Annotated in this window: 16 protein-coding genes and 1 CRISPR repeat array (1 of these 17 cut by a window edge); of the genes, 6 read left to right on the top strand and 10 right to left on the bottom strand. The window is 41.1% G+C overall.

All coding sequences use genetic code 11. The features are described 5' to 3' along the window. Positions 1-1,679: direct repeats of the CRISPR family, unit length 37 nt; unit sequence GTTTCAATCCAACTTCGTTTGGATAGCACTTTGAAAG (it extends 1,879 nt beyond the left edge of the window). A gap of 197 nt (positions 1,680-1,876) precedes the next feature. The 9 genes from cas4 to QE390_RS03395 form a co-directional block, all read right to left on the bottom strand. Beyond that, entirely contained in the window at positions 1,877-2,449 is a 573-nt protein-coding gene (cas4, locus tag QE390_RS03355; protein WP_307141092.1) for a CRISPR-associated protein Cas4, read from the bottom strand. Positions 2,450-2,451: 2 nt separating this feature from the next. Next, positions 2,452-2,742, bottom strand: coding sequence for a CRISPR-associated endonuclease Cas2 (cas2, locus tag QE390_RS03360; RefSeq protein ID WP_307141093.1), 291 nt, complete (start codon positions 2,740-2,742; stop codon positions 2,452-2,454). 71 nt (positions 2,743-2,813) lie between these two features. Continuing rightward, positions 2,814-3,839 (bottom strand): CRISPR-associated endonuclease Cas1, encoded by a 1,026-nt coding sequence (gene cas1, locus QE390_RS03365; RefSeq protein WP_307141094.1) that lies wholly within the window; start codon positions 3,837-3,839, stop codon positions 2,814-2,816. A gap of 49 nt (positions 3,840-3,888) precedes the next feature. Beyond that, a complete protein-coding gene (locus QE390_RS03370; RefSeq protein ID WP_307141095.1) occupies positions 3,889-4,584 on the bottom strand; it encodes a CRISPR-associated endonuclease Cas6 in 696 nt (231 codons plus the stop codon). 8 nt (positions 4,585-4,592) lie between these two features. Further along, positions 4,593-6,998 carry a CRISPR-associated helicase Cas3' gene (gene cas3, locus QE390_RS03375; RefSeq protein WP_307141096.1) on the bottom strand — a complete coding sequence of 802 codons (2,406 nt, stop codon included), beginning with the start codon at positions 6,996-6,998 and terminating at the stop codon, positions 4,593-4,595. Next, complete coding sequence (cas5b, locus tag QE390_RS03380; RefSeq protein ID WP_307141097.1) at positions 6,998-7,750, bottom strand: type I-B CRISPR-associated protein Cas5b; 753 nt, start codon at positions 7,748-7,750, stop codon at positions 6,998-7,000. Before cas5b ends, cas3 begins: the two co-directional genes overlap by 1 nt. Next, the gene (gene cas7b / locus QE390_RS03385) at positions 7,747-8,643 is read right to left on the bottom strand and encodes a type I-B CRISPR-associated protein Cas7/Csh2 (RefSeq protein ID WP_307141098.1); all 897 of its coding nucleotides are present in this window, start codon (positions 8,641-8,643) and stop codon (positions 7,747-7,749) included. Before cas7b ends, cas5b begins: the two co-directional genes overlap by 4 nt. A gap of 5 nt (positions 8,644-8,648) precedes the next feature. After that, on the bottom strand, positions 8,649-10,544 hold the full coding sequence (locus QE390_RS03390) for a TIGR02556 family CRISPR-associated protein (RefSeq protein WP_307141099.1): 1,896 nt from the start codon (positions 10,542-10,544) through the stop codon (positions 8,649-8,651). A 792-nt stretch (positions 10,545-11,336) separates the two neighbouring features. Then, positions 11,337-12,227 (bottom strand): YafY family protein, encoded by an 891-nt coding sequence (locus QE390_RS03395; protein WP_307141100.1) that lies wholly within the window; start codon positions 12,225-12,227, stop codon positions 11,337-11,339. Positions 12,228-13,051: 824 nt separating this feature from the next. Here QE390_RS03395 and QE390_RS03400 point away from each other — a divergent pair. From QE390_RS03400 to QE390_RS03410, 3 genes are all read left to right on the top strand, one after another. Next, positions 13,052-13,231 (top strand): AAA family ATPase, encoded by a 180-nt coding sequence (locus QE390_RS03400; RefSeq protein ID WP_307141101.1) that lies wholly within the window; start codon positions 13,052-13,054, stop codon positions 13,229-13,231. Positions 13,232-13,923: 692 nt separating this feature from the next. Further along, entirely contained in the window at positions 13,924-14,709 is a 786-nt protein-coding gene (locus QE390_RS03405) for a hypothetical protein (protein ID WP_307141102.1), read from the top strand. Between the two features lie 636 nt (positions 14,710-15,345). Next, on the top strand, positions 15,346-16,551 hold the full coding sequence (locus QE390_RS03410) for an integrase arm-type DNA-binding domain-containing protein (RefSeq protein ID WP_307141103.1): 1,206 nt from the start codon (positions 15,346-15,348) through the stop codon (positions 16,549-16,551). On the opposite strand, the gene QE390_RS03415 is transcribed toward QE390_RS03410, so the two are convergent. Further along, positions 16,531-16,821 (bottom strand): AlpA family transcriptional regulator, encoded by a 291-nt coding sequence (locus QE390_RS03415; RefSeq protein WP_307141104.1) that lies wholly within the window; start codon positions 16,819-16,821, stop codon positions 16,531-16,533. The two genes, QE390_RS03410 and QE390_RS03415, sit on opposite strands and share 21 nt — an antisense overlap. Positions 16,822-17,093: 272 nt before the next feature. On the opposite strand from QE390_RS03415, the gene QE390_RS03420 reads away from it, so the two are divergent. The 3 genes from QE390_RS03420 to QE390_RS03430 all read left to right on the top strand — a co-directional run bounded on the left by QE390_RS03420 (position 17,094) and on the right by QE390_RS03430 (position 19,295). Then, positions 17,094-17,297 carry a helix-turn-helix domain-containing protein gene (locus QE390_RS03420; RefSeq protein ID WP_307141105.1) on the top strand — a complete coding sequence of 68 codons (204 nt, stop codon included), beginning with the start codon at positions 17,094-17,096 and terminating at the stop codon, positions 17,295-17,297. A gap of 108 nt (positions 17,298-17,405) precedes the next feature. Beyond that, positions 17,406-18,290, top strand: coding sequence for a hypothetical protein (locus QE390_RS03425; RefSeq protein WP_307141106.1), 885 nt, complete (start codon positions 17,406-17,408; stop codon positions 18,288-18,290). 66 nt (positions 18,291-18,356) lie between these two features. Beyond that, positions 18,357-19,295 (top strand): ArdC family protein, encoded by a 939-nt coding sequence (locus QE390_RS03430; RefSeq protein WP_307141107.1) that lies wholly within the window; start codon positions 18,357-18,359, stop codon positions 19,293-19,295. The last annotated feature ends 427 nt before the right edge of the window (positions 19,296-19,722 follow it).

The following is a 19,722-nucleotide window of genomic DNA, read 5'->3' on the forward strand; positions in this document are numbered from 1 at the left end:
TTCCAATAAGGAAGTAAATTGCATGCTGTTTCAATCCAACTTCGTTTGGATAGCACTTTGAAAGTGAAGACGGAGTTGGCGGCGGCGTGGTCGATATGATGTTTCAATCCAACTTCGTTTGGATAGCACTTTGAAAGTCGAATACATCGAAGCTCATGCCAGTGAAGCTAAGTACGAGTTTCAATCCAACTTCGTTTGGATAGCACTTTGAAAGAACTCGGGAAGCTGGAACACGAAATGGCAGATCTAACGTTTCAATCCAACTTCGTTTGGATAGCACTTTGAAAGACGCTCCGAGGCAATACTTCGGGAAGTGCTGCTCTTTGTTTCAATCCAACTTCGTTTGGATAGCACTTTGAAAGGTCATCACAAGGACGCGACCGCTGCTGGATTACTTGCGTTTCAATCCAACTTCGTTTGGATAGCACTTTGAAAGCCGGATCCGCGAGCCTGGACTTAAGTTTCCCAGCAGGTTTCAATCCAACTTCGTTTGGATAGCACTTTGAAAGAATTACTTAGGTCGAGATTCTGAGTAAGCGTACCTGGTTTCAATCCAACTTCGTTTGGATAGCACTTTGAAAGACGTAGATTTAATAATAATAACAATAATAGTAGTCAGTTTCAATCCAACTTCGTTTGGATAGCACTTTGAAAGTGTCTTGTGCTACTGGTGGAAAGACTGGTAAGGGTTAGTTTCAATCCAACTTCGTTTGGATAGCACTTTGAAAGTATCGGTCCAGACGTGAATCGTTGACCGAATGACTGGTTTCAATCCAACTTCGTTTGGATAGCACTTTGAAAGTAATGTAGTATTTATTTCATCTATAGCTGATGATTGTTTCAATCCAACTTCGTTTGGATAGCACTTTGAAAGTTCATGGCTTTTACGATTGCGAGTCGTTTGTGGATTGTTTCAATCCAACTTCGTTTGGATAGCACTTTGAAAGCCGTAGTCAGGCCCGTGTATACTGGCAGTGTCTTGAGTTTCAATCCAACTTCGTTTGGATAGCACTTTGAAAGGAAAAATGACTCGTCTGAAAGTATTCTATTTTACAAGTTTCAATCCAACTTCGTTTGGATAGCACTTTGAAAGTCGCTCAGGCATTCGGGGAGGGCTACAAAAACAAAAGTTTCAATCCAACTTCGTTTGGATAGCACTTTGAAAGTTTCGGCAATCTGGAAGTAATCCCGCAGGCTCAGGTAGTTTCAATCCAACTTCGTTTGGATAGCACTTTGAAAGTTTTGCGAAGCATTTGGGAATGACTGAAAAGGCTTTGTTTCAATCCAACTTCGTTTGGATAGCACTTTGAAAGTCTTTACGCTTGTGATCCTTGTATGAGTCGAGCACTTGTTTCAATCCAACTTCGTTTGGATAGCACTTTGAAAGCGAGTTTAGCTTTCAGCCAATCGCGTTTCGTGTCTAGTTTCAATCCAACTTCGTTTGGATAGCACTTTGAAAGTCAGAACGGGATTGAGTGGATATTTTGGAATCGAAAGTTTCAATCCAACTTCGTTTGGATAGCACTTTGAAAGTTCCTTTTCGGCTCGCATTTCAGCAAATCGGGCCAAGTTTCAATCCAACTTCGTTTGGATAGCACTTTGAAAGTATTCCTAGACGACCCTTATTTATTTATTAAGTAGTGTTTCAATCCAACTTCGTTTGGATAGCACTTTGAAAGTCGTCTCACTCCATAATTTACTATTAGACAGCATCTTGCCTGCCAAATACTCACGCTCTATTTTTGTTTCACAATACATCAAACAACGTTTTTTGGCCTGAATTTTTCTCTTTTCCCGGAAACACAATTCTCTCGCTTACAGCTACTTATGCTCCCTTTTTGCTATCTTTTAAATAAATTACCACCCGGAAAAGCCCTTAACGAATGCAAACATTACGGTAGGTACAAGTTACACACCTAGCCTTATACTTGGTTCCTTTGGGATAAAAGTTTTGATCAATGATGCGGTAAATGGCCTCGGCGGCAACTTGAATCTCACTTATCTCCGCTTCACCAATGGGCACCTCTACTACTTTGTTGCGACTACGGGTGTAAACCAGATAACCTCTAGTCACTGACCGGCTAAAATTCTCTTTAATCAGCCAGGCATAACAATATAATTGTGTGCGGTAGGTCTCATATACCCGGTCCTTATACTCGGCAAACTTATAGTCCAGGGGAGCCATTGTGCCATCGGCTAGCTCCAATACCTCATCAATGCGGCCCCGAATATGGTCATTGGTCAAGTATTGATCTAAGTATTTGTTCACTACACCTAGCCGTCGGCGTAAATAATCCTTATTTTGTTCTAATCGCTCATCGTGCAGATGCCGACCCCTCATGACTTTATAGTCTTTTTCCTCGTTTTGAGGAATCTGCAACACATACTCGAAATACGTGAAACGTGGACAAAATAGATATTCAATCAGGTGAGAAGGGGTTAAGGTCATGGCTAAAAGAATAAGGCTCGGATTTCATCAGTTACTAATTTCTTGTCAAAAGCCTGTCCGAGCAGGTCGGTCTGCTGCAACTCGTCCCTACTCATGGGAAAGATATACACTCGGTCTTTTTCTTCGTTGATGATCTCTTCCAGTTGAAGTCGTAAGGTGTCTTTAGCATTCGGAGTCAGCGTCCCCAGAAAACAGGAAAATTGAACCCGATACAACCCTGCTTGCAAGCAAAGTTTAGCCGCCTTGGTACGGGCTTTGTCTTTTTCAATATCGTAAAGTACCCAAATAATCATAATAGAATGAATCGATAAGAAGTGAACGTGGTAACTAACGAAGGGGGTAAAGCGTAAACAAAAATCAGGCTTTATTCTTTCGCCCGCTCATTCTTTTGAATCAGTTCATTCGCAAACTGATGGGCATCCGATTGAAGGATTTGACTTCGTTTCAAATTACGCCCCCGGTGCCGAACAGGATCACCGTCCATGAACTCGTTGAATGCTCCGACCAATAGGGCTTTCCCTTCCGCGTTCAAGGTAGCACCGGCTTCTCCATTACGATTTACCAGAGGACTGGTATGGGCCTTATTCACTTTCTTGGCCGAAAATAGTCGGAACACCACCTCATCAGCGTAAATGCGATAAGGCTCAATGAAATCATAAACCATACTCAACTGGTTATAATCGTCGCGGTGCAGAAAACCCACGTATGGATCAATACCCGCAATGATGAGGCTCTTCTCAGTTTTACTGTAGAGAATTCCGTACGCATAATTGAGAAAGGCGTTAAAGGCATCCCGAGCGGGGCGATTACTACGGCCACTGAACTGATACTCTTTGGGTAATACATAACTTAGCGTTTCGAAGTACAATCGTCCCGCCGTTCCTTCTAACCCACGTAACGTATCAGCAATTTCGGTGACCCGACTGGCTTCTAGGGTGTGGACCGACACGCACAGGGCTTCCATACGCGTTAGCTTATCGTTTAGAAAATCCGCATGTTGCGGGCGGTGTTTCTTGAGATCTTTTATAAACTGAAGCTGATTATCCATTTTGGTTAATAGCCAGCTTTTGACCCACCGAACCCCGACGGCTGATAAACTGGCCTCCAACTGTGCTTTCCGAATTTTGGTAGTGCTACCTAGCTTAGAATGCCATACCCGTCCGAGGGGTTCGCCATCCTGCTCTACGAAGACAATATCAACGTTGTTTTGCATGGCCAGTTTAATGGCGTCGGTACTAAGCATGGTACCTGTGGCCATGATAATATGCGTCACTTTTTGGGGTGAATACGGTTTTTTATCAATCTCACCACTTTCCAGCTTGCGACGGACCTCAAACATCTGATCCCGAACGTGGACATAAGTGCCATAGGTATTAATATGAAGTTGCATGGTTGTTCAAGGTTGAATGAATGATACGATAACTTTGGGCGATAGTAGATCATACATCCACTCGCTCATTCGTAATTCTTCTTACAGCTCCAAATCCTCTGGCTACCTGCTTGCCCAGCCCCAGCCCATCCGGCAAAAGAGCGTTGGTAGTAAAATGACCGGTAAACGCCAACATGGTCTGATTCTTGAACTGGGTGGTTCTTTCAGTAACGTCCAGATGCAATAGGATGCGGTCATTAGGTTCCAACCACAGACCAACATCCTTGAAAACCATCAGAATCTGGCTGGTTAGCACGCGTTTAAGCTGAGCTTGCTGTTCGCTGAGGTTGCGGGTACGATAGTCACGGTGGTTATCCTGATTGAGGGCCATCCAGAGTGTTTCGAATCGGTAGCGGTGCAGCTCGTCACTCAAACCAACCAAAACCTGTTGGTGATGAATATGTTTGCTTAGGACAGGAATCCGTTCGCCGTCGAGGTTCAGCTCCCGGATTTGGAGAAAGAGTTGAGCGAGCAGAGTAGCTCCTTCTTTGAGACCCAACAGTGTAGGTAATTTCCCAAGTACCTTATACTGCACCAGCGGATAGGCATACCGCAAAGTACCGTCTTCGTAGTGATTGTGGAGCAGGGTAGAATGTTCCCGGAACAACTCCCCGAAATAGCCCCTAAGTTTGTGCCCATCTCGCGTACGCAGGGCAATCTCGGGAAAAGTGATGGTAGTGAGGGAGAGGTGGGTTTGGATAGACATGTGAATATTTAATGGGATACAGTTAAAGGTTGATAGATTGCAGTGTAGCCTGTATTACTCCTGTAATCCTCACCTGCATATTGATAACATCGGGATGGATTTGTCAGATGCGAGATATAGAAGAAATGATCCTTCTCGCTATCGAAGACGATACTTTTCAGACCAAATGGGACCGGAACATTGACTACATAGTCGTAAAAGCGAGCTTTAATTAGGGAAAACTCCCGCTTACGTTCGTATGGTTTCAGGTCTTTGCGTTCACTTATAGCGACATATTGCTCCCAAAGTTGCTTAGCTTCCTCATTTAGCTGCACATATACGGATTCCGTATTACGCTCTTCTACAAATTCAAACGCTCCTACTTGTTCGAAGTCTAATGCCTGTAAGGCAGTTAACTCTGGGGAAATGAGTACATCGGCTTGCTTTCTAACTTCGTTGAAATAGGCTTCGATTAAAAATAAATAGCCATGTTCGTCAATTTCGGAAACGCCTTTCAACACATTACCTGTTTTAACAAGCAGATCACCACCGTAAACCATACCGCTAGCTCTACGATGCTCAGTAATAGCATATAAAAAGACTTCGCTGATTACTCCTTTTTCATTATACCGATTGGCTCGCCCGGCAGCCTGAATAATTGAGTCCAAAGGTGCCAACACCCGAAAGACAGTATGCACAGATACATCAACCCCTGCTTCGATCAATGCCGTAGAAATAATTACTTGTTGCTTTGAGCCTTTGTACGTTTTGATACGATCAATAATACGTTTCCGTTCGTAAGGAGTGATGAGTGTTGTAAGGTAATATACGTCTGCTGTCTCCTCGTCTAACGAGTTCGCTATAGCTTTGAAGCAATCTAAAGTGGCTTGTTTTGTATTTAGAATAACCAATACATTCTTGTTAGAATGATTTCTACAATACGTAATAACATCTTGCTGGAACTCGGCGAAGCTGACTTCTTTTTCAGTACGATTAATGAGTTTCGTACGATTAAAATGCGGACTCTTGAAGTATGCTCGGTAATTGGGTACTAATTCCTTAATTTCTTCTTCTGGCTTGAATATCAACGGTTGAGTTGCCGACATCAAAATAAAATAACAATTATACCGCTTACCTAGCGTCATAAAAGCTTGACGGATTAACGGCCATAATTCATACTTTACCTGTTGTACTTCGTCCAGAATAATAACTGAATTAGCCAGATTAGGCAGTTTAAGCAACTTGGTTTTATCGTTGGAAAATAGTGATTCTAATAACTGAACGAACGTAGTAACCACAATGCTCGATTGCCAAGTTTCAATCAGAAACTGACTTTTATCCTGATCAAACGTATCATTCTCAACCTTATATGCTGGTTCGGCTAAGTGGTGATGCTTCAGCAAGACATTGGACGGAGGGTTATCAAATACCTCCTGAAAGACAGCATAGTTCTGATCAATAATCGACGTAAAAGGAATCGTAATAATCAGCCGCCCCGCCAATAAGCCAAGCTTTTGCTGAATGGCGATACCCGTGGCTAATGACGTTAACGTTTTACCTAACCCTGTTGGCAAAGTAATCGAATAAAGATGCTGGTCCGTACGAAAAACAGTATCCAATTCTCTCAGTGTATCATGATATGCCTGATTCTTCAATTCATCAAGACTGGTTTTCGGCCTGTCAAAGCCGTGCTTCTGTCGAAAAGATGCTAGAGACTTAAGAGCTGGCTGAGTTGCCAGTGGAGCTTCAAGTCCTTTCAAAATAACGTCTGACTTATCTGACAGAAGCAGTGTTCCATAAAACAACTGATGCCAGTAGAAATAACGATTTTTCGTTTCTGTTGGCAAATCTTTATAATCACCGAGATCAAAAAAGTCAAAAGAAAAATTGGCGTATTCGTCCAGATACGTCTTCTCCTGCACGTACGTCTTGAACCTTGACCAGTCAAATTGAAAATCCACTACCTCCAACAACTTATTCAAAATGTCCTGAATTGCTGGCTCATCAAATACCTCAATTTGTTCGGACAGAATATCAGCTTTCTCTTCCAAGAAAAGTTCTTTTGTGAAATCCTTGAGGTTACCGTGATGCCGTTTAATGGCTGTGAAAACGAGGTACGGTAGTAACTGCCGATCAGTATCATCAAGGTCAAACCTAGTCAGATATTGCTCTACAACCATTTTTGTTAATAAAGAAGACAAAAGAGCGTGTTCTTTCGGACCAATAACCTCGTGATTTGGCGATAACAGGTAGTGCTGAAAGTAACGAGTGCCTTTTGCCACATCGTGAGTAACACCAGCTAGATAACCCAAGTCCGAAAGCAGCCCATCGGGAAGTCCAAAGCCGGTGATACGGTCCTTCAATAACTGACGACATGATACGGCTACTTTCCGCAGGTGGTCAATCAACGGAACACCAGGATGTGAATAGAGCATTACAAAAACAGGATATTGCCGAAGTCGGATGTTTCAAACCAGTGATTTGCATAAACTGGTGCTATATCACCATCTGCGTTTATAAGTATCTCGCCATACCGCGTCACTACCCGATCACGAGAGAGTTCAAGAGGCATTGTTTCCACGTAATAGTGTGCGTTCTGATCGAATTCAATGGGCGGATAAGCATTGATTTCTGATAGATTGACTGCGGACTTAATAGGGATAGTTGACCCACTACCCGAACGTTCTACCATGGTACACTGGGTTGCATTCGTCAGCGTTGCCGTAAACTGACTAAGACCTAAGTAAGGCGTAAAATGATGACTTGTGTTCGATAGTTTTTTCCATAAACTATCGAACACAGATGCCTCCTGATGATGTACAAACACACGAAATCTCGGGTCTTTAAGTAACTCAAACTCAATTTGAGTACGTCCGCTTTTCTTTATTTCAAAAAATGAATTACCCGTATCTAACAAGTTGAAACCAATGTTTACTTTTCTTACGGGAGCCAGCAACTGTACTGCCAGCCCACAGATTGAGCTGGCAAAGAGTTCGTTAACAGGTATTATACCATCTAGAAAGCGACCTGGAGCTATTTCGCGTTCAACACCCAATACAGCCCCTAACAACCCAGTCAACGCAGTTCGGGTTGGAATAGGATACGTCAAAGGAGACGTGGTGGTGTTAAACTTACGAAAGTGGCCGTATTCTCCTGATAACTCAAAGACGATTAGCCGATTGCTCATAAGATTAACGGTCCATTGTTCAGGGAAGTTGTCGTTTTTAAACGAGGGTCAATCCGCACATGTACAGCAGCGATTTTGCTCTTGTTACGGATCAACTCAGCTATTAGTTCACTCACGTCTAATATGTAGTCGTCTGTACTCCGAAGTTGCATCTCATTTTTGGATGAGGTGAGTTTTAGCCGCTGCCGCAGTCCACCAATGTAGAAAGGCTCGTTATAGTCCACCGTTAGCAACAGTAGAGGTGTTTGTCCAAACTTCGAGCGAGAAATTAGGTTTTTCGTACCCTCCCAAATTCCCTGGAGTAGCAATTCTTTGTCTGCAACGGTCATCTGGGAATAGGCAGCCGCTTTTTCGTTGATAATACCATTAAACCCGATAAGTGCATAAGGAATCTTGTACTCTGTGCGGAAAGTAGCCTGTCCTTTTTTATCACCCGAGGCAAAGGCACCCGTGCCTTGCTCCGTCACAATTTCAGTTTTGTTGAGCGACTTGCCCATTTGAAACTGGGTAGGACCGACCAGCGTAATCGAATCCTTATCTAGCGGCAAAACGCCACCAAACGTACGTACATCAATACATTGTTCAAGAACAGTTTCACGTTTCTCCTGGAAAGCTTTGGCCCGGCGTTTGCCATCTACAATGTATGTTTTATCGCCATCCTGATAAGTCGTTTCCCGAACAAAAATGTCTTTGCCATTAGTACCATTGTATCCTTTATATTCGTACCAATAATCACGAACGGTTCGTTTTAAACGTACATCTGATACGAGCACTCGATTTTCTTCTGAATCATAGCGAGGACGATTCTCATTGAGCGGATCTCCATTAGGGTTGGCATTTTCAATTTCATAGAGAAAAAGAATTTCCGTGCGATTGGTAAGTGGGTTTGCCATCGTTATTAGTTGTTAACTTTTGTTTCATTAGTCTGAGAATTTTCAATGCGGAAGCGGTAAGCCATTTCTAAACCTGCTACGAAATAAAAGGACAGTTCATTATTAGAAATAGTGTGTAATTGATGACTGTTTAATATGAAATACTCGCTAATAATACGACTTAATGATTCATAGCGTCGACCATAATCCCTATACTGTGCTAGCTTAGCTACGGTTTCCAGATAAACCGTTTTCAGTGTTGCGGGATCGAGCTTATACCCTTTTAGCTTTTTTTCAAAAGGTGTACCTCCTAGATCTCTTTGCTGAATATTAAGCAATAGGCGTACGAGTACACCGACGGCAAAAATGCCGACCTTATAATTGTCATCCAGAAAATTTGTATTGTTGGCTACGAATTGCTGAAATAGTACTTCGTCAAATGCCCGCCCGTACTTTTGCTCAACTTTGGCTTCCTCATCAATTAAATTTTCATTTTGAATCATAGTAATTGGGTTTACAGTAATTAGCGATAAATCAGCAAGGTAGTTAAGTAATAAGTGTGCTTTCAAAATCGTGAGCCCAGCAGGCTCAACGTAACTATCCGAGATTTGTGCTTTGTTATAGTTGGCCCGAATCTGAGCCATGAAGCGGCTATAAAGCGTCTGTTTGTTAATTGGTCTACCGACAAACACGTCGTTAACAATGCTATAAAAATCGTCCTCGTAAAATTGTTTAAACAGACCAAACGAAAACTTAAGATCATACGGTTCTTTTTTAATTCGATAAGCCGCTTTATATAAACTGTTCGGGTTGACTTTTGCGGGCGTATCCGAGAAAAGTTTCCGAAAACGTGAAGGTAAAATCTCTTCTAGCAGAAGTTTAATCTTAATTGCTTTGGTCGTCGGATTTTCATCAAAGAAAAGTAGATTTAGTGTAAAATAATTAGTTTCCTTACCAATTTCCTGCATTATCCTATCTTCAACACGTCTCTCCTTTTCAGCTTCATCTAATTGAAACTCTAATCCAGTAAGCAGATTTAATGCTTGATCGAGTCCTTTTTTATCGTTTCCAAGAACTGTTTTGGGGATGGCAAAATAGCTGCTACCGTAAAAATATTTTCTTAGCTTCTGAGATACATATTTTTGACCGTATTCGAACTCCAGCGAACAGTCAGAACAGATTGGATAATTCTTCCAGTTACCACGCTGATCAAAAAAACCGCTGACCATGCCAGGTTTATCGACGGTCGCATATTTAAAAGGTGAAGCAAAACCGTGGAGTAACGGTTTTTTCTGAAGGCATACCGAACAAAATTGATCTTTTCCCTGCGACGTAACGCCATACTTCTCTGATTTACCTGACGTACCGCTGAGCAAAACCTGATGTTGAAAAATTGAGAAGTCTGCCAAATACAACCGCTTTCCCTCATACTCGAAACAGATACTAAATCCCGACGATTGCTGGCGTTTCTTGTCTAATTGACCGTAAACATCTTGTAATTCAGACAGAACCTGAGTATAATCTTCCGTCAACCGTTGTTGCAAAGCCAATAATAATGCTAAATCGCTGGCTGATCCGGTAGATCGACAGAGAGTAATAACGTTTTTTAGCTGAACCGTCAGCAGCGTATTCAACTTTTTGGCTAAATCCCCGGATTTTGTTGTAAACGTGACATCTCCACCACGTGGAGAGCCGCCGCGGTAGAGATATTTAGAATAAGTCGTTTCACTTACCTTTTCTACGTCAACACCAGCGAACTCGCAGCTTAATTGATCTTCCCCCTTAAAAAGAGAAAACTTTGACAGAATCATGTCGTAGTTGACACTTGGAAACATATTCTGTACGTACAGCAAATACGGCTCAGACTGGCTTCCTTTTTGAAGAGCTAACCGCCCAATAGCAGCTATCGCTTTATCTTGCATATCACCGTCGTCATTTTAGTATCAGCAAAGTAAATTTTCGTCTGTGACAACTTCTGTCGCAGGAACTCTATGTCATTATAATTTATTTTGACTATGATGTGGTTATCTCTCTTTAAATGAGGGCTCAGTAATTCGAAGTTTCTTCTGTAAAAGCCTTTGCCGCTAGCTTGGATGGTTGGCTGACTTTATAGCTACTTTTTAGGTTCTGCTGATGAGTCAGCAACCATCTTAAGATTGATAAAAACGGATTTTATAGATCTTCTGCTGTTACTTGCATGCAACATAGGTCACACCATCCATCCTCAAGAGCTGTAGGAAAAATACACCAGCGGCATCTGTGAGATAATGGCTGGAAAAACAATAAATCCGGTTCTTTGCCGGAGCATCTAGGAGTTTGTATCTTTGTCATAAGATTGCTTGATTGTTTAACTCACAGTCAACTATTTAGAAGCCGTTGCTAACTTACCTGTGCCTAGGAAACTCAGTAAGTAGCACGGCTTCTTATGTTTTACACCAGCAAACATAAGAACTATAATTAGAAAAAATAACTAAAATACAAAAAATAATACCCCTCTTTAATTCACCCCACACTTCATTAAAATAATTTACTAATAATGAAACAGCATATTCAATCCATCTTCTTTTGGAGACATTATGCCATATTCACCCCACATTTCATGTTTCAATCCATCTTTGAATGGATCATGTATAGGGTTGGCAAAGATTGTACATAAGGCAGTATACTTCATAATAAATCGCTATTTAATTTACAAGTAACTAATTATCAACACACTATAGAACAAATTCCCGAATCCTCCCCCTCAAATATCCCCTCAATTCCTCCGGAGCTTCCACCCGTATTTCGCCAGGTAGGCCCAAAATGTACCGGCCCACCCCGCGAAAGTCACGAACTTCGGCTTTAAAGAAATAGGGAAAGTCAGCCTGATTATTCTTCCCCACATAGGCCTTTGCGGAGGGGTAATCTTCAAGCAACAGATGATAGGCTCGTTGAGTGAGTGCTAATTCGACCGCAATTTTTTCTGGCCCCGTCCAGTCGAACAAATCCACCGGCTCGCCATGGCTACGATAATGGCAGGGTTTATCCAACATTATTACATCTTCGATCCGTCGTGTTTTAAAGGTCTTCTCTTGCCCAGTCACTAATTCGTAGGCGTACAATACGCTGAAATCTTCGGTAAACGACAGCGGCTCGACGATTCGATTCGAGATGGTATTGGAGTTAGCCGATTGGTATTGAATCAATTGTACCTGCTGCCGTTCGCGAATGGCTTCTCCCAGTTTTTGGACAATCTTTCCCTGGTGCAGATCTACTACGCCATCCGTTAGGGGTTGTAATGTCGAAGCAAGAAAAAGCTTTTGCTGGATGCCCGCTAACAGTGGATGGGTTGGAATAATCCCGGCCATAGCCTGTCGAATTAACTGAGCTTCTTCCTCAGTGAAATGTGGTTGGCGGAGGCTTTCATCTTCAAAAATGAAATAGCGGGGTGGTTTTCCATCGTGATCTACTGCATAGCCGATAGACTCTAATAAGTTTAAATATCGATAGACCGATCTAGCAGTAGTTTCCAGAGCTTGAGCCAGTTGTCCAATGGTTCTACCTGGACGCTCTTTCAACAGCCTGATCAATTTAAAAACACGAAGAATTTTCTGCTGTTCAGTCATCTTAGGCGTGGGTAGTGAATAAAAATTAATGTAATAGACTATTTGGGTTTTTAACAGATCTGCCTAAAAACAGAGTATGTTTTAATAATTTATGCAAGGTATTTTAGTAAGCAGTGACTAACGAAAATGCAGTAACGCGATTAATTGTTGGAAAAATTTAGATCAATAAGAACCATTTCAATTAAGTATTATTCATCTCTCTTTAATACTATTAACGGAATGAATGTCTATGGAATAAAAATATTAATTTTTGATAATATTTTAAGGATTGATCATTAAGTGACTTTTTTTATTTTAAAAATAAATTATTAAAATAGGCAATTATAGGAATATTCTGTTTATAAAAAAGCTTTTAGTTTATTAAAATAAATATTTATATAAATGAGCATAAATATCAATTAATCCAAGAAATAAAACAGCCATTATTTGAAATACTTATTGCCACCTATAGTTCAATAGATGAATCATCAAATACAAAAGCAGATAGATATGTCTATAAAATACATTAGATATACAGTATACTGGGTTTCTTTAGCATATTTTAAATTATAATCCTAATTAAGTGAGAGTAGTAATAAAAATTACTACATGAATTACTTGATGCTATTTTGCTTGGGTAGTTTTGGGGATAAACTCAATGACTGTTAATATATATATCAATTCATATACTTAGGTTATCAATTCGGATTACTTACTCCTTTAAATTTTTAAAGATTTGATAAATAATCTACCTAGTAAGATCATGAAAAAGAAAGTCAACTCATTGCGAAACAGTCTAAATCTCTCATGGGTTTATCTTCCAGCAGAGTACCTCTTTTACAACGATGATCATTCGTAAAGCTCAAACTGAAATCGCTCAACTTCTGGAAGAGTTTCCAGCCGTTGCCGTTCTTGGCCCTCGTCAAGTGGGTAAAACGACATTAGCTGAAACCATTGCCACAGCTATTAGACCTAATCCCATCTATTTAGATCTAGAGACTCCTATGGATCTAGCCAAATTATAGGAACCCGAGACTTATTTCAAATGGCACAAAGGACAGCTCATTATTTTGGATGAAATCCAGGGTGTACCGGAGTTGTTTGCAACTTTCGGGGTGTCATCGAACGCCGTTGCAGAGAAGGAGTATAAAAGGGGTAATTAGAGATTACCTAGAACTAGACGCTTATTCTTATACCAGCATCAGCGTCGGTGGCTCCATTCAGAAAATCATCTTACCCAATGCTCAGCTTATTGTTTTTGAAACACGGGTAAAGGACGGACAAATTGCTGACGTAAGGAATCAGTTAGCATCCATTACGGTAGAAGCACACTTCAAAGACATTTTTGACAATCAATCTATAATTAGCCGGTCTTTGGAATGGTTTAATAGGACTACCCTTTCTTATATTTAATTCAATTCATGAAAGCTCCATGTCTTACTTCATTGGATATACTTACCCATAAACAGGTATTGAATGACTTTCGACTATTAATGTAATTGCTAACTAATCAAACCGTTGAAGACCAGGGAGCGGATTGGGGCATGGAATATAGATAATGGCTATTTATTCCGGGTTTGGCCTCTCACGTTCAAAAGGATAAAAATAGTCTGACAAGACTGATCTCAGAACACTAAGATTTTATCATTTATAAAAACGACTGGTCTGGTAATGATCGATACTTAGACTGTTGAACAAGTGTACTTAAACACCTCAAATGAAAAATTCGGTCTCATTCACCCTATCATTATCGCTCCTTTTCATTGTTGTTTTTGCCAAGGCACAAGTTGGTATAGGAACGACAACGCCTCATCCTAGTGCACAGCTTGATGTCACGTCTTCAAACAAGGGATTTCTCCCTCCCAGGATGATATCTAGCCAGAGGATAGCTATTCAAAATCCCAACGATGGTCTATTGGTTTATCAAACCGATAATCCAACGGGCCTTTATTTGCGACAAAATAACACTTGGGTTAGATTGTCTAGCATTGGTGAAATTCCGGCTAAATCGATGTCTATTGTGGCATTTACGTCAGGAGTCCCGATTAGAATGATTCCTGAGCGGTCTGGCGTGGAGCACTTTGGTAGTATAATAGGCTTTAGCAATTCTGTTGGCGAGATCGACGTTAGAAATCCGACGATTGATATTGTAAGTAGACAAGGTACCAATATCAATCATGCGGTGATTATGCCGATTAACGGTGTATTGAGAAATATTGCAACCTTCTTCAGCTTTACTGGAGCAATTCCTTCCGGCAATCTAAATATCTACGTTAGGGTATATTATTCAATTGACGGTATCTCCTTTGCAAGGCTACCAGGTGCAGAAATTGTTATGCAAAAACCTGCTAATACATATCCATCCTTCATGAAAGTGCTACGAAACGACTTCAATATACCGGTTTTAGGTGCCCACCGATTGATGATTGTCTTCTCGGCTTCGTCTGATAATGGACGCATCGACGTTGATGGATTCGCAAGTGCAAGTTTGGGTATCGAATGAAATCTGGTTCAGAAATCAATTTACAAAAGTTTACGCACGCCGACATTGAAAGAAATTACCATGGCCAGCTTTGGCATAAGTATGTATCCATATATCTGCTAAATATCCGCTAACAGGTCGAGAGGTTTCTTAGGGTATATACACTGCGATGAAAAGAGAACACTAGAGAACAAACATACTGATGGGATCTACGGATGGCAAAGCTGGTAAAAAAAGCAAAATGCAGTTTTGTCCAAAATTTTGAAAAGAGGTAGCTGAACTATAGAACAACTAAATCTTTTATCGTTGTGGATCATTGCCAATGGAATGGTCTTCATTTTACGTATAATCAACTATTGTTTGTCTAATGTGGTATGTTACATTTTAGGGTATAAATCAGGGTATAGGTTATCCGATAACTAAATAATTTATTATTAAACAATTGCTTATTTAATCCCTTCGAATCCCTCACCGCCCACCAATTTATCGTCTGACTAAGTCAGATGAAGTCTAAAAATCCTTGAAAAACCTCACTTTTTTCGATAAAGTTATCTCATCAGCTCTGATGAAGTCTAACCACATCTACTTCATTTCGGGGTATTTTCCGGGGTAAGAAGAAGGCCAAAAGTATTTTACCCCTGCTTGCAAGGGGGGAACATGGCTCTGTGTGATTTAGATTGCCGTCAGGCACGTCCGAAAGAAAAGGCTTACCGTTTATTTGATTCGGGTGGTTTATATCTGAACGTAATGCCTACGGGCAAACGGGTTTGGCGTCTGAGGTACTATTTTCTGGGAAAAGAGAAGCTACTAACCATTGGCCCTTACCCAGTCATTACTTTGTCAAAAGCCCGTGAGAAACGTGATTTAGCCAAGCAATCGGTCATTGAGGGCATAGACCCATCTCTGCAAAAACAGGAGCTCAAGAAACTGGCTCGCTTTAAACAGGAACAGACGTTTGAACTTGTCGCGACGGAATGGCATATGCGTCATTTGCACCTCTGGTCTCCTAATCATGCCAAACATCTGATTAGCCGCCTGAAGCATAATGCTTTCCCATTCATTGGTAAGTATCCAATCTCGTCTCTTTCCGTCCAGCATATCTTAGCGTGCATCCAAAAAGTGGAAGAGCGAGAAAGGTATGATCTGGCCCATCGCATGCTTCAAATTATCGGTCAGGTCATGCGTTATGCCGTAATCACTGGACGAGCCGAACGTGACAATACAGTTGACTTGAAGGGAGCATTAAAGAAGTATCGAAAAGGCCATTTTGCAGCCATTAGCTCCGATGAACTGCCGGATCTTCTCAGAGCCATTGACCGCAATGAGCCGCGTTTATTTGGGCAAACGATTTTGGCTATCAAGCTAATGCTTCTAACCTTTGTTCGAACCAGTGAACTAATTAATGCTACTTGGAACGAATTTGACCTTGAAAAAGAGGTTTGGAACATTCCTGCCGAACGTATGAAGATGCGTCTACCGCATCGAGTTCCATTATCTAAACAAGTGCTGTCAATTCTGAGAGAGCTACAAAGGCGTTACGGAGATCAGGGCTATATTCTTCCGAGTATCATTTCTAGCCGAAAGCCGATTAGCAATAATACGGTTTTAAAAGGTTTGGGGCGTCTAGGTTATGAAAAGACGATGACGGGCCATGGGTTTAGAGCGTTGGCCATGAGTACCATTAAAGAAAACCTTAATTACCGTCATGAAGTCATTGACCGACAGCTTGCCCATCAGCCCCGTAACAAAGTAGACAAGGCCTATGATCGGGCTCAGTTTTTACCAGAGCGGGCAAAGATGATGCAAGATTGGGCTGACTATATTGATTCGTTATCTATCCAATCATCGAGTAATGATTTGTAAATCGGAAGTCGGCTGGCATGTCTTCATATAAGTTTGAATATCGCTTGCTTTCCAAGCAGTAATCCGTGGAGCTAGTTTGTAAGGTTTAGGAAAACGACCTGTTTTACATCCATTCCACCACGTTGCTTTGCTGACAGGTATAAGCTTGAGTACCTGATCTAACCGCATAAATCCCATAATCTCATTACTCTGTTGCATAAGCTTTCCTTTCAATAAAAGCAAAATCCAACTGAAGCATAGAAAAGGTCGCATTCTGTTTATTTGGATCATTCATTAATCAAAACGACTCAGAAATAAAGAGGCTTCCTCATGATTTTAAGAAGCCTTCCATTTCGAATCGTTTTAATATGAGAAGACACATATTGCTACTAATCAGGACATAAAGTTTAAATATCACACGAGATTGAACTTTCATGTTTAACCGTCATTAATCAATCTTGCATTGAATTGACATTCTGTGATGAAATCCTGTACCTGCTTATTCTGTAACGGAACTGATTATTTCCAGTTACATTTTTCCCTTTGAGGAGGATACTTGATAAATGCCTACGACAAAAAAAGTGCCTGTTCCTGAGCCCTTGCTGGATCGAAGAGCGGCAGCAAAATATTTAAGGGTTTCACCTGGGACATTAGCGGTTTGGGATTGTACGAAACGCTATGATTTAAAGCCGATCCGAATTGGTCGAACCATTCGCTATCGACTTTCCGATCTTGATCAATTTGTACAAGATCGACTCTGTTCATAAAAAACGGGAAAGACAAGTTCTCAGAAAACCTGTGCTTTCCCTAATCCTCTATCCACCCTACGTCTTGCGGAGATCGTCATGGACAAAGAACATGCGAATACAATACCTATGTCTGTTATTTTAGACAAGCTAAACCTTTTTCCTAAAAGCACTACCCTACACGAAGCTATTTATCCATCGCCTTTTCACTCCAAGAGAGTACCAACTTTGAAAGTGGATTTAGAGCGGAATGAATGGTACGACCACACTATCGAAAAGGGAGGTCAGCTAATTGACTTCGTTTGCTTGTATCTAAAAATGCAAAACGAATCTTTTACTTTATCAGATGCATTGCGTTGGGTTGAAAATATGGCACAGACCCCGAAGCATAAAATCATATCCTTTCCCTTGGATTCAACGGTCGAACAAAAGGAGGATAATCAACTCATCTTAAAATCAAAGCGAAGCATCGAACACTTAGGACTCATCCACTATCTTGAAAAGCAAGGTATACCTTTAACAGTTGCCCAAACCTATTTAACACAACTCTACATACTTAATAAGAATAACCGTAAAAATTTCTTTGCCGTAGGATTTGTCAATGAAGACGGTGGGTATGAAGTTAGGAATCCGTTTTTTAAAGGGTGCTTACGTCCTAAATCACTTTCTTTCATACGCGGTAAGACTCCGAAACCTGTAAACATCCATGTGTTTAAAAGCTTTTGGGATTATCTCTCAGCAGTAACCCGAAATGGACAACCTTTTCAAGCTGACTGCATTGTAATAAATGCATACTCCTGTTTGAAACAGATATCTTCTTATTTAAATCACTACGAATATCAAACTTTATATTCATGGATGGATAATACGCCTGCTGGAAGAAACGCAACATCGTATCTTTCATCAACCATTCGTTCCATTACAAATCTTACGCATAAAACTATGAATGGTATCTATGTTCCGCACTTGGATGTACATCGGTGGCATCTTTCTAAATTAAGCCAGCAAGTCTGATTGCTCAAAGCGGCATATCAGCAGATAACGATCCTTTCATAAAACAGATGACATGGAGCTTTCCTGATGACTCATACGTCACCTTCCGTTTCTTCGCATCAAGCCAATGATTCATCCCCTCCAACCAATGATCTTTACGCCCGCATTACCAGTAAAATCATGACGGATTTAGAGCAAGGGCAGCTTACCTGGCGTAAGCCTTGGAATGCTGAGCACTTGAGCTGTCACATCAGGCGGCCTTTGCGTTGGAACCAAGAGCCCTACACGGGTATCAACACGTTGTTACTTTGGAGCACTGCCGCTGAAAAAGGATATGTATCTCCCTACTGGATGACGTTCAAACAAGCTTTGGAATTAAAAGCCAATGTTCGAAAAGGTGAGAAAGGATCACTCGTAGTGTATGCTAACACCATGACGCGGGAGGAAGAAGATGCCTCGGGAGACATCACGACCCGTTCCATTCCGTTTTTAAAATCATATACAGTTTTCAATGCCCAGCAAATAGAAGGGTTGGCAGAACACTTCTATGCCACACCACCGCTGAAAGAAACGTCTACAGTGGCTCGCAATAAAACCTTGGATCGCTTCTTCGCTGAAACCAAAGCGGATATTTATACGGGTACGCAGGCTTCGTACTCGATTACGACGGATCGGGTGCAAATGCCGCCCCTTGAAAGCTTTGAAAGCATCGAAAGCTACTACGCTGTACTGGCCCATGAAATCACTCACTGGACTCGTCACCCCAATCGCCTGAATCGGGATATGGGCCGTAAAAGCTATGGCGATGCGGGCTACGCCAAAGAAGAATTGGTTGCTGAACTTGGGGCCTGTTTTCTGGCGGCGGATTTAGGCTTTGAACCCATGCCGGAGAGCCAGCATGCGGCTTACATTCAATCTTGGTTAGAGGTACTAAAGCAGGATAAACGCTTTATAGTTCAAGCAGCCTCGCACGCACAGAAAGCTGCTGAATATCTTCACCATCTGCAACTGCTTACCTTAAGCTAGTGGAGGCAAGGAAAGTTGATCAATGAGGTATCCGCAGTCGTTGGATCTTTTATAATGTTACCTTAAATATTGATGACACTATAAGCTCCATTGTTGGACTACTGTTAATATCTCTCTTGTGACGACTTTATTGCAAGAGGCTCTTAGCATGCTAAAAAAATAGACAGAGCGTATTAATTTTTTCTCATCTATAAGTGGTGCTTTGGTTGCGTTCATCAACATTACACTATGAAAGGTGATAGATGATGATTACTGAAATGACAACCAAAGATAAGATTATCTAAAAATGCAATTAGAGTTACTTTAACTCATAACCACCAAGCTATAATAGCCACTAAGATGTACGTTATTTAGTAATAACTTGGAAATTAGATCTATCTGGAAAACTTATTTATATACCTAATCTTGTATTTTATTATTTTGAGAT

The organism is Siphonobacter sp. SORGH_AS_1065 (genome assembly GCF_030818595.1).
GTDB lineage: Bacteria > Bacteroidota > Bacteroidia > Cytophagales > Spirosomataceae > Siphonobacter.